We start from the raw sequence: 11,921 nt of genomic DNA, 5'->3' as shown, positions 1-11,921 counted from the left end.
GTGTTGGCAGTAAAAGCGAAAGACTTTGCAATTTTGATTGGTGTGTTGATGATTGTCATCATGCTGATCATCCCGCTACCGGGGTTTTTATTAGACTTTTTAATCATCGTAAATATTTTGATCGCCATCATGATTCTACTTGTGGCGATGAATGCCCGGGAAGCACTCGACTTCTCCGTATTCCCTTCTCTCTTATTGATTGTGACGTTGTTTCGTCTTGGTTTGAACGTATCGACGACCCGTTCGATTCTATCGAACGGTTATGGTGGGGAAGTCATTGCGACGTTCGGTGATTTCGTCATCGGCGGAAATGTCCTTGTCGGATTTGTCGTCTTTCTGATTCTTGTCATCATTCAATTCGTCGTCATCACGAAAGGAGCAGAGCGTGTATCGGAAGTGTCTGCTCGCTTCACACTCGATGCGATGCCAGGGAAACAGATGGCCATCGACGCCGATTTGAACTCTGGTTTAATTGACGACAAAGAAGCCCAGATGCGTCGCCGTAAAATTCAAAGCGAGGCGGACTTCTATGGATCAATGGACGGGGCATCGAAGTTCGTTAAAGGAGATGCCATCGCTGGTATTATCATCGTTACGATCAACTTGATCTTCGGGATTATCATCGGTGTCGTTCAAATGGGATTACCAGTTGGAGAAGCGTTTCAAACGTTCTCACTCATGACAATCGGGGATGGCTTGGTTAGTCAAATCCCAGCACTTTTGATTTCGACCGCGACCGGGATCATCGTGACCCGTGCCGTCTCGGATGGAAACTTAGGGGAAGACGTAATCGACCAGCTCGGTCAAAACCCATCACTCCTTTATATCGCCGGGTCGATTGTCTTCATGCTTGGTTTTGTATCACCGCCCCTACTTCCTGTGACGATGATCATTGCCGGAACGGCATTCTTCGGCGCCTACACGATGCGTCGAAATATCCGTCAGGCAACGGAAGAGCCGATGCTCGAAGAGGAACCATCGACAGCGCCGACAGAATCAGTCGTCTCGCTGTTGCAGATTGACTCGATTGAATTTGAATTCGGATATGGCTTGATTCCGCTTGCAGATGAGTCTCAAGGCGGTGACTTGTTAGACCGCGTTGTCATGATTCGTCGTCAACTCGCACTCGAGCTTGGCTTCATCTTACCGACGGTCCGGATTCGCGATCACTTGCAGTTATCACCGAACGCGTACCGAATCAAAGTCAAAGGGAACGTCGTTGCAGAGGGAGAGCTATTGCTGGATCATTACTTGGCGATGAGCCCGGGCATCGAAGACCCTGAGGTATATGGAATTGAAACAACGGAACCAGCATTCGGTCTTCCTGCCCTTTGGATTGATGAAGAAACACGAACTCGGGCAGAAATGAGCGGGTATACCGTCGTTGATCCGCCTTCTGTTGTCGCGACTCACTTGACCGAGACGTTGAAGAAACATGCGGCAGATTTACTCGGTCGGGAAGAGACGAAACAACTCGTCGAGCACCTGAAAGAGACGCATCCGGTTCTCGTCGAGGACGTGACGCCGTCAGTCCTCTCGATTGGCGAAATTCAGAAAGTGTTACGCCACTTACTCCAAGAAAGTGTTTCCATTCGAAACTTGCCGCTTCTGTTCGAGACGATGGCAGACTACGGAAAAGTGACGAAAGACGCGGAAATCTTAGGAGAGTATTGCCGTCAAGGCTTGTCCCGTCAATTGACCGATCAAGTCAAACCACCTGAAGGTCCGCTTTACGTCGTGACACTCGGCGGACAGACGGAACAGACGGTGCAAGACGCGGTTCAGAAAACGGAGTTCGGGAACTATTTGGCGCTCGACCCAGAGCAAGCTCGAGAGATTATCGAGCGCACTGGCGAACAACTGTCGATGTTTGAACGATATGGGGCATCGGCTGTGATTTTATGTTCCCCAACGATTCGTCTGTTCGTTCGTCAATTACTCGAACGGTATTATCCAGATGTGCCGGTATTGGCTTATAACGAATTACTCAGTTCTGTCGAAGTGAAAAGTATTGGGGTGATTTAACATGCAGATTAAAAAGTTTACGGCGAAGACCATGGCTGATGCGATGGCGAAAGTGAAGCAAGAGCTCGGAGACGAAGCGGTCATCCTCAACTCACGACAAGTGAAGACAGGATGGTTCGGTCTCTTTGCGTCAAAGCAAGTGGAGGTCATCGCAGCCCTCGAAAAAGAGCAAGTCGTCACAAAGCCACGACAGCCTGTCCCTGTTCGGACAGCACCAACACCACCAGTCGTGACGCAGACGCCACCACGTGTGATCGGAGGAGCGGGACCGAGACTACACGCCTCGTTGCAACACGTCGAATCGCTGCTCTCGACTGAATCCTTTGCGGATGAGTCGTGGGAGGAAACGCTGAACGAACTGTACTACACGACAAAATCTGTAGAAGAAGCTGAACGTTTCGTGTACGAACAAGTCAAATCGTCGTTCATTGAACCGCCTGAAGCTAGACGATATGTTATGGTCGTTGGACCGACGGGTGTCGGCAAGACGACCACGCTCGCCAAACTTGCGGCGCACTTCAAACTGACGGAAGGCAAAACGGTCGGATTGATCACGACCGACACGTATCGAATCGCTGCCATCGAACAGCTGAAGACGTATGCTGAAATCATGAGTATTCCGGTGGAAGTGGCATATGACTTTCATGACTTCAAGCGTGCCAAGCAATTGTTTGCTCGTAAAGACATCGTGCTAATCGACACGGCGGGACGAAATTTCCGCGATCCGGCTTACGTCGAACAGTTTCATGAACATCACGACTTCACTGAAACAAGCCTTTCGCTCGTTTTGAGTTTGACATCCAAAACGAAGGACATGGATATGATCTATTCGCAATTCGAATCATTGCCTCTTAGCTCACTCATTTTTACGAAGGCGGACGAGACAAGTGATATCCACGCGATGTACCGCATGGTGAAAAAGAGCGGTCTTCCGGTCGCCTGGATGACAGACGGCCAAGAAGTGCCGGACGATCTGATTCGGGGGAATGCGGACGCACTGACGAAACGACTGTTTGAGAAAGAAGGGTGGGCAAGATGGACCAAGCAAGGCGTTTAAGAGCAATCAATGATGCCCATCCGACGACAATCGCCTTTGCGAGTGGGAAAGGTGGGGTCGGAAAGACGAACGTCTGTGTAAACACGGCCATCGCCCTAGCTGAACTCGGAAAACGAGTGTTGATTGTCGACTTCGACATCGGAATGGCCAATGTGCACATCTTGATGAATGCCATGAAGTCCAGAACGATGATCGAGACCGTCAAAGCTCGTATTCCATTGGCTGCAGCTGTTCAGAAAAATGTATATGGTGTCGATATATTACATGGAGGGAGTGGGCAGGACCAACTCGTCCATCTCTCAGATGATGACATGCAATTTCTCATGCGAGAACTCGAAGTATTGACCGAATATGATTATGTCCTGTTCGATATGGGGGCTGGAGCGACGGACACCTCACTCCAATTCATCGCGGGTTGCGATGAGATGTTCTTGATTTTGACTCCAGAACCTACCTCGCTAATGGACGGTTATGCATATACGAAACTGGTGCACCATCAGTACCCGGACTTACCGCTTGGCGTCATCGTCAACCGAGCCCAGTCCGGTGAGGAAGCCCTTCAATGTTTCGAACGGATGGAAGTCGCATGTAAACAGTTTTTAAATAAGACGATTCGATTCCTCGGCTTTCTACCAGACGACTCATCTGTCAGAAAGGCAGTCATCGCCCAAGTCCCGTTTTATCAATACAACCGAAAGAGTGATATTAGCTGGCGCCTCGAACGAATTTTGACAACGCTTACGGGTACGCCTCCGAAACCACGTCACTTGATGGACCGTTTGATGGGGAACTTACGAAAACAGTGGAACCGAGTATAACGACAGGGAGGCAAATGAGATGGACGTGAATGAATACTTAGGGTTGTTTTTAGATGAATCCCAAGAACATATCCAATCGATCAACACACAGTTACTTAAATTAGAACAATCGGGTGGGGCGGATGTTGTACAGGAGATCTTCCGGTCGGCACACACGCTAAAAGGGATGTCTTCGACGATGGGGTACGAACGCGTTGCCAACTTGACACATGAGATGGAGAGCGCGCTCGACCTCGTCCGTGGCGGCAAAAAGGAAAGTAACCAACTCTTGTTGGATACGATGTTCATCGCCATGGAACAGATGGAAGACATGATTGCGGACATCGAAAGCGGAGGACAAGGCGCGAACGTGGATGTATCAGAAACGGTCGCCGCATTCCAATCCTTCATCGGTGGGAAAGAAGTCGCAGTCGAAAAAACTTCAGAGACGAGCACGTTTGAGATTGATTTATATACGAACTCGGTCATCGAGCAAGCCAAACAGACAGGCTTTGAGGCGTATCAAATCACAGTCAAACTGTCTGACGCGGTCGTCTTGAAAGCGGCCCGTGCGTATATGGTATTCGATCGCCTTCAAGAACTAGGTGAGGTCGTCAGCACACATCCGGAGACAGAAGAAATCGAACAAGAGCAATTTGACTTGTCGTTCGACGTCTTATTCTTGTCACAAGAGACGGCAGAAGTGATTGAACATGCCATCGCTCAAGTATCGGAAGTGGAGCGCGTCGAAGTCAATGCGTTTACAGAAACAGCGGTCAGTGAGCCAGAAGTCGCTGTGACAGCGGAGACGATTGCACCTGAACCTGTCGTTCAAGCTACCTCGGACAAGGAAGAAGCGAAAGATACGAAAGAGCAAGTAGCCGCTCAAGCACAAGCAAAAACGATTCGCGTCAACTTAGAACGAATTGATCGTCTGATGAACTTGTTTGAAGAGTTCATTATCGACCGTGGACGCCTTGAGCGCCTGGCGGACGAAGTCGGTCAACCAGAATTGAATGAAACGGTCGAAAAAATCAAGCGGGGAACGAACGAGTTACAATCACTCGTCTTGACCCTCCGGATGATGCCAATCGAACAAGTGTTCAATCGCTTCCCACGAATGGTGCGTTCGGTCGCAAAAGAGATTCATAAAAAAGTCCAGTTGGACATTTCAGGTGCTGAAACAGAACTCGATCGCACGGTCATCGATGAAATTGGCGATCCGCTCGTCCACTTGATCCGTAACGCCATCGATCACGGCATCGAACGTCCGGAAGTACGTCTTCAAGCCGGAAAACCGGAGCAGGGCATGCTTGCACTCCGTGCGTATCACGGCGGAAACCGAGTCTTCATTGAAATCGAGGACGATGGTGCCGGCATTAACGTCGACAAGGTTCGTTCGAAAGCGTTGGAGCGCGGCGTGATCACAGATGAAGAAGCGACGACGATGTCTGAGAACGAATTGGCGATGCTGATCTTTGCTCCGGGCTTCTCGACGGCAGACGTGGTCACTGACTTGTCAGGACGCGGTGTCGGACTGGATGTCGTCAAAAATAAAATCGAGTCACTCGGTGGGGTCGTTTCTCTAGAGACGGTTGGGGGACAAGGCACGAAGTTCCAGGTCAGCTTACCGCTCACCCTCTCTATCATCTCGGCGATGCTCGTTCAAGTGGGAGAGGAATCGTATGCGATTCCATTGACATCGATCCTTGAGACGACATTACTTGATGAAGCGGACATTTTGACAGCACACCGTGAGCGAGTCTTCGACTTCCGTGGTCAACTGGTCCCACTCGTCTACATGAAAGAAATGTTTGGCATCGAATCAGAGACGAAGTCGCAATTCCCGGTCGTCGTCGTTCGAAAAGGCAACAAACTCGTCGGCGTCGTCGTCAACGATTTGATCGGTCAACAAGAAATTGTCATGAAACCGCTCGGTACGTATCTTGAAGGGATTCCAGCTATCTCTGGTGCGACCATTCTTGGTGACGGTCGCGTCGCCCTTATCGTAGATAGTAACGATCTCTTTTAAGGAGGAATATTGATGGAACAGAAATGGGTAGTCTTTTCACTTGAAGAAAATACGTATGGGATCGACGTACAGTCGGTCCGTTCAATCGAGCGACTTCAGCCGATCACACGAGTGCCGAACGCACCGTCACATGTGAAAGGGGTCATCAACCTTCGTGGTGTCGTCACGCCGGTCATCGACCTTCGCTTGCGACTCGGCTACGAAGAAATCGAACCAACGGATGAAACGCGCATCCTGATCGCCTCGTTGAATCAAGGAGATGCCGGATTTATCGTCGACCGTGCGAATGAGGTCGTGGAAAGCGACGAAGTACGAATCGAACCGATTCCGGAATCGAGCCGCGATATGCTCTCGGCACATCTGACAGCCATCGCAAAAGGAGAAGATAAACTCTTCTCTTTACTCGATGCGAATGCGTTGTTTGAGGAACAGTATGCTGAGTGAGTTTGAACAAGACCTGTTAAAGGAACTGGGAAATATAGGGTCTGGACATGCGGCGACTGCCTTGTCGGCAATGCTTTCGAAACCGGTGAACATTACCGTGTCTTCTGCCGAAATGGAACCGATCACCTATTTACCAGAGCGAGTCGGCGGTCCGGAACGACATGTTGCCTCGGTCTTGTTGGAATTAGATGGTGATATTCGTGGAATGATCCTCATTTTGTTCGCCGTGGAAGATGCCGAGCAAATGGTTTCGACCTTGATTGGGATGCCATATTCATTTGATTCTTTTGATGAGCTCGGCCAATCGGCTTGGGAAGAGGTCGGGAATATTATGAGCGGTGCTTATGCGCGAGCGCTAGGTGACTGGTTACAGACACCGATTATGATTCAAGTGCCGGCAACGGCCATCGATATGGCAGGTTCGATTGTTGAATTTGTCGTCACGTCTGTACAACCTGAGGAAGACGCGGCGCTCTATATCGACACGACATTTATGATTGATCAAAAAGTAAGTGCAGGACATGTGTTGTTCCTACCAACACATGGGTCGCTCAAACGGATTCAAGAACGGTTGCTTGGCAATGGCTGATGTATTAAAAATCGGCATTGCCGAATGGAAGCAGACGACCGCACCAAATCGGTTACGTACAGCCGGACTCGGGTCATGTGTGGGTGTCATTTTATATGACACCCGCCTCCAATTGGCAGCGATGGCACATGTCATGTTGCCGGACTCGACGATTGCTCGTAAGAACCAGACGATTGAAGTAGGAAAATACGCAGATACAGCCATTGATACACTCGTGCATTCATTGAAACGAGAAGGGGCCACGCGGCTTCAAGCAAAGATGGCAGGCGGCGCTCAGATGTTTCAGTTTAAATATGAGAACGAGGCGATGCGAATCGGTGAGCGAAACGCCGAGGCCATCCGCCAAGCATTAAAAGTCCATCGTATTCCGCTCGTGGCAGAAGATTGTGGCGGACATAACGGGCGGACAATCGAGTTTGATGTCGCAACATCTGTCTTATCGATTCGGACGGTGAGCGTGGGTACGAAAGAACTATAAGGGGGGATCGACATGACGACTCATCTTACACAGTTGTGGGATCGCTGGAATATGGACCGTGATATGGATACAGCAAACGAATTACTAGCACATTACGAGTTTCTCATCCACTACCACGTACAACGGATGATCGTGACGCTTCCAAAGAGCGTCGAACGCGACGAATTGAAAAGTTTGGGTTACATGGGATTGTACGATGCCCTTATGAAATATGATCCAGAGCACAATAATAAATTTGATACGTATGCTGCGTTTCGGATTCGTGGAGCCATTATCGACGGTTTACGAAAAGTGGATTGGTTACCTCGGTCGGTTCGAGAAAAAGTGAAAAAAATCGATCAGGTGGCAGAACAGCTTGAACAGTCGTTACATCGTGCTCCAACGAAGAGCGAGTTAGCTTCGGCATGCGACTTACCGATTGCAGAAATCGAACGAACGATGGCGGAAGGGTACTTTGCCAATATGTTGTCGATTGATGAGGCCGTGACGTTGCAAGAAGAAGGAAAAGTCATGTCTGTCACGTATTTCGACCCGGATTCTGAAAAGCCAGAAGATACGTTGTTGCAACGCGAATTGATTGATGTGCTGGCAGCAGAAGTCGACCATTTATCCGAAAAAGAACGACTCGTCGTCTCTTTGTTTTACTTTGACGAACTGACGTTGACGGAGATTGGGGAAGTGCTCGAACTGTCAACATCACGGATTTCGCAAATTCATTCCAAAGCGTTGAAGACATTAAAACACGCGCTCGGTCGGTCCTATTTAGAAGAAAAGACATCGTAAGGAGATGAACAAGTGTATATTGTATATGTGATCACAGCTTGTTTGGTTGCTTACGGTTTTTTATTCGGCTACCGACAAGTCCAAGCGCTTCAGGAACGAGTCGAACGGCTCGAACGAGAGAAGCAAGAGACCGAAACGTTGCTTCTTTCATTCATGGAGTCGATGAACGACCTCGTTGTTCAAGAACCCGTTGAACGTTCGAACGTGGTTCAACAGGAAGAAGCTTCATCGCTCCCTGTCAATGAGTCCGTTCAAACGGTCGTAGAGGCGACAGAAGAGACGACCCCGTCCGCGTCAATCGACGTGGACGATGTCTTGTTGCGACATTCCGTGCGGGACGCTGCCCGTATCCTCGGAAAAGGCGAGGGCGAGCTTGCGCTTTATGCGAAACTTCGTAAAAAGTGAGAGTTGCCGGATTTCGTGACATATGCTATAGTAATTCTCGGTGTTAAACACATCACACACGTCTCGGGATGATATTCCTCGGTGCCGAAAGGTCGGAATACAACAATGAACGAGGCGGAGGACTTTTTTAAACCACAAGGAGGAAATTTATCATGGCAGTAATTTCAATGAAGCAATTGCTTGAAGCTGGTGTACACTTCGGTCACCAAACACGCCGTTGGAACCCAAAAATGGCGAAATACATCTTCACAGAGCGTAACGGGATCTACATCATCGACCTTCAAAAGACGGTCAAAAAAGTAGACGAAGCTTACAACTTTGTTCGTGAACTCGCGGCAGAAGGCGGAAACGTCCTCTTCGTTGGTACGAAAAAACAAGCTCAAGATACAATCAAAGAGGAAGCAATCCGTTCTGGAATGTTCTTCATTAACGAGCGTTGGTTGGGTGGAACACTCACTAACTTCTCAACAATCAAAAAGCGTATCAACCGCTTGAAGCAACTCGAAAAAATGGAAGAAGACGGCACGTTCGAAGTACTTCCTAAGAAAGAAGTCATCATCTTGAAGAAAGAAATGACTCGTCTTGAGAAGTTCCTCGGCGGAATCAAGGATATGCCTGGTGTGCCTGACGCCCTCTTCATCGTTGACCCACGTAAAGAGCGTATCGCAATCGCGGAAGCTCACAAATTGAACATCCCAATCGTTGCGATTGTCGACACAAACTGTGACCCAGACGAAATCGACTACGTAATCCCAGCGAACGACGATGCAATTCGTGCAGTTAAATTGCTCACTTCTAAGATGGCAGATGCAATCATCGAAGCGAAGCAAGGTGAAGAAGAAGTTGCTGAAGAAGCTGTAGCGACAGAAGCTGAAGCTACAGAAGCTGAGTAATCAGTGAGACAATAGGTGATAAAGGGAAAGCCTTTTATCACCTTTTTTTAGGACATGTAATCAAAAAGCCCTGTGCTTTTTCTTAAAATTCGTTAGTTTTACAAGGAGGAATTTCCGATGGCAGTTACAGCAGCAATGGTAAAAGAACTTCGTGAAAAAACAGGAGCAGGAATGCTTGATTGCAAAAAAGCACTCGTTGAAACAGACGGTGACATGCAAGCAGCAATCGACTTCCTTCGCGAAAAAGGAATCGCTAAAGCAGCAGCAAAAGGTGATCGTATCGCCGCTGAAGGTTTGACAGCAGTAGCAGTTGAAGGCAACAAAGCTGTGCTCGTCGAAATCAACTCAGAAACAGACTTCGTTGCGAAGAACGAGAAGTTCCAAACACTCGTAAACAACGTAGCAAAAGCAGTACTCGCATCAGGCGCAACAACTGCAGAAGCTGCACTCGCGGCTGAGTACGAAGCAGGTAAAACACTTGAAACGTACATTCAAGAAGAAGCTTCGACAATCGGAGAGAAAATCTCACTCCGTCGTGTAGCTGTTCTTGAAAAAGCTGACGATGCAGTATTCGGTACGTACCTCCACATGGGTGGTCGCATCGGGTCAGTCGTTGTAATCGACGGCACATCTGACGAAACAGTTGCTAAAGACGTTGCAATGCACGTTGCTGCAGCACGTCCACTTTACGCGACACGCGATGAAGTATCAGCTGAAGAAATCGACCGCGAGAAGAAAGTCTTGACTGAGCAAGCACTTAACGAAGGCAAGCCTGCTAACATCGTTGAGAAGATGATTGCTGGTCGTATGAACAAGTACTTCGAGGAAATCTGCCTCGTTGACCAAACGTTCGTAAAAGACAGCGACTTCAAAGTTGGTAAGTACGTAGAATCAAAAGGCGGAAAAATCAACTCGTTCGTACGCTTCGAAGTAGGAGAAGGTATGGAGAAACGTGAAGAGAACTTTGCTGAAGAAGTTATGAACCAACTTAAAAAATAATCTGTGTCACAATCAGTGATGCAACTAAAAATGGGAACACGTCTGTATAACCTTGAGTTAGTTCGTTAAGGGAGCGTGTTCCCTTTTTTCAAGCAAGAGGAGGCAAAGTTATGGAACCGAAATATAAACGAATTGTGTTAAAATTGAGTGGAGAAGCGCTCGCTGGAGATCAAGGTTACGGGATCGACCCTAACATTGTAAACTCAATCTCAAGTCAAATTAAAGAATTGATCGAGATGGGTGTAGAAGTCGCCGTTGTTGTAGGTGCCGGAAACATTTGGCGTGGAAAGACGGGTAGTGAACTCGGGATGGATCGGGCAAACGCAGATTACATGGGTATGCTCGCAACTGTATTGAACTCACTTGCTCTTCAAGATAGCCTTGAAACGTACGGTGTCCAAACGCGCGTCCAAACATCAATTGAAATGCGACAAGTTGCTGAACCATACATTCGTCGTCGCGCAATGCGTCATCTTGAAAAAGGACGCGTCGTTATCTTTGCGGCCGGCACAGGAAACCCATATTTCTCAACGGACACGACAGCTGCTCTCCGTGCGGCTGAAATCGAAGCTGATGTCATCTTAATGGGTAAAAACAATGTGGACGGCGTCTATTCAGCTGATCCGAAATTGGACGCGACGGCAGTGAAGTACGATACGTTGTCTTATCTTGACGTCTTAAAGGATGGACTTCAAGTCATGGACTCGACAGCAACGTCACTTTGTATGGACAACCACATTCCATTGATTGTATTCTCATTGCTTGAAGAAGGTAACATTAAACGTGTCGTTCTCGGGGAACATATCGGGACGGTAGTAGGAGGAGTCAATTCATGAGTGTCAAAGAAGTATTGAAAACAGCTGAAGAAAAAATGGAAAAAGCGCATTCTTCACTTAAACGTGATTTTGGAACGCTTCGCACTGGCCGTGCCAGCGCATCGATTTTGGATCCTGTCCAAGTTGATTACTATGGTGTCCCAACACCACTCAATCAAGTGGCAAACATCAATACACCAGAAGCGCGCCTACTTTTGATTCAACCATGGGATAAGTCAATGGTTTCTGAAGTAGAGAAAGCGATTCAAAAGGCAGACCTCGGCTTGTCTCCATCATCTGACGGTACGGTCATTCGTTTGGCGATTCCTGCATTGACGGAAGAACGTCGTAAAGAATTAGTTAAAGTCACGAAAAAATACGCAGAAGAAGCGAAAGTTGCTGTCCGTAACGTTCGTCGTGACGCAAATGAAAACTTGAAGAAACTCGAGAAAGATGGCGAGTTAACAGAAGACGATCTCCGCGGATATGCAGATGACGTTCAAACGTTGACGGATTCGTATATCAAGAAGATTGATGAATCTGCAGCAATTAAAGAAAAAGAAATCATGGAAGTGTAATCACGGAAGTGGTATACCAAAAAGCT

The 11,921-nt window shown here is 48.1% G+C and carries 13 protein-coding genes; all 13 read left to right on the top strand.

What is annotated here, in order from left to right; genetic code table 11:
• Positions 1-3: 3 nt before the first annotated feature.
• A complete protein-coding gene (flhA, locus tag KNO79_RS08020; protein ID WP_159562096.1) occupies positions 4-2,025 on the top strand; it encodes a flagellar biosynthesis protein FlhA in 2,022 nt (673 codons plus the stop codon).
• Between the two features lies 1 nt (position 2,026).
• On the top strand, positions 2,027-3,082 hold the full coding sequence (locus tag KNO79_RS08015; RefSeq protein WP_214691053.1) for a flagellar biosynthesis protein FlhF: 1,056 nt from the start codon (positions 2,027-2,029) through the stop codon (positions 3,080-3,082).
• The gene (locus KNO79_RS08010; protein WP_015881408.1) at positions 3,061-3,900 is read left to right on the top strand and encodes a MinD/ParA family protein; all 840 of its coding nucleotides are present in this window, start codon (positions 3,061-3,063) and stop codon (positions 3,898-3,900) included. Before KNO79_RS08015 ends, KNO79_RS08010 begins: the two co-directional genes overlap by 22 nt.
• A 19-nt stretch (positions 3,901-3,919) precedes the next feature.
• Positions 3,920-5,911 (top strand): chemotaxis protein CheA, encoded by a 1,992-nt coding sequence (locus KNO79_RS08005; RefSeq protein WP_159562098.1) that lies wholly within the window; start codon positions 3,920-3,922, stop codon positions 5,909-5,911.
• A gap of 12 nt (positions 5,912-5,923) precedes the next feature.
• Positions 5,924-6,355, top strand: coding sequence for a chemotaxis protein CheW (locus KNO79_RS08000; protein ID WP_015881410.1), 432 nt, complete (start codon positions 5,924-5,926; stop codon positions 6,353-6,355).
• Positions 6,345-6,944 carry a chemotaxis protein CheC gene (locus KNO79_RS07995; RefSeq protein WP_015881411.1) on the top strand — a complete coding sequence of 200 codons (600 nt, stop codon included), beginning with the start codon at positions 6,345-6,347 and terminating at the stop codon, positions 6,942-6,944. Before KNO79_RS08000 ends, KNO79_RS07995 begins: the two co-directional genes overlap by 11 nt.
• Complete coding sequence (locus tag KNO79_RS07990; RefSeq protein ID WP_031421691.1) at positions 6,937-7,422, top strand: chemotaxis protein CheD; 486 nt, start codon at positions 6,937-6,939, stop codon at positions 7,420-7,422. Before KNO79_RS07995 ends, KNO79_RS07990 begins: the two co-directional genes overlap by 8 nt.
• Before the next feature lie 12 nt (positions 7,423-7,434).
• Positions 7,435-8,205 (top strand): FliA/WhiG family RNA polymerase sigma factor, encoded by a 771-nt coding sequence (locus KNO79_RS07985; protein WP_159562099.1) that lies wholly within the window; start codon positions 7,435-7,437, stop codon positions 8,203-8,205.
• A 12-nt stretch (positions 8,206-8,217) separates the two neighbouring features.
• A complete protein-coding gene (locus KNO79_RS07980) occupies positions 8,218-8,610 on the top strand; it encodes a hypothetical protein (protein ID WP_074037229.1) in 393 nt (130 codons plus the stop codon).
• 152 nt (positions 8,611-8,762) lie between these two features.
• A complete protein-coding gene (gene rpsB, locus KNO79_RS07975; protein ID WP_015881415.1) occupies positions 8,763-9,503 on the top strand; it encodes a 30S ribosomal protein S2 in 741 nt (246 codons plus the stop codon).
• Between the two features lie 117 nt (positions 9,504-9,620).
• Positions 9,621-10,502 carry a translation elongation factor Ts gene (gene tsf, locus KNO79_RS07970; protein ID WP_078146717.1) on the top strand — a complete coding sequence of 294 codons (882 nt, stop codon included), beginning with the start codon at positions 9,621-9,623 and terminating at the stop codon, positions 10,500-10,502.
• A 110-nt stretch (positions 10,503-10,612) separates the two neighbouring features.
• The gene (gene pyrH / locus KNO79_RS07965; RefSeq protein WP_015881417.1) at positions 10,613-11,338 is read left to right on the top strand and encodes a UMP kinase; all 726 of its coding nucleotides are present in this window, start codon (positions 10,613-10,615) and stop codon (positions 11,336-11,338) included.
• The gene (gene frr / locus KNO79_RS07960) at positions 11,335-11,895 is read left to right on the top strand and encodes a ribosome recycling factor (protein ID WP_031421698.1); all 561 of its coding nucleotides are present in this window, start codon (positions 11,335-11,337) and stop codon (positions 11,893-11,895) included. Before pyrH ends, frr begins: the two co-directional genes overlap by 4 nt.
• The last annotated feature ends 26 nt before the right edge of the window (positions 11,896-11,921 follow it).

This window comes from Exiguobacterium sp. s43, from assembly GCF_018617255.1.
GTDB lineage: Bacteria > Bacillota > Bacilli > Exiguobacteriales > Exiguobacteriaceae > Exiguobacterium > Exiguobacterium profundum.
The sequence above is the reverse complement of the archived record's forward strand: the minus strand, read 5'-3'. Positions and strand labels throughout refer to the sequence as shown.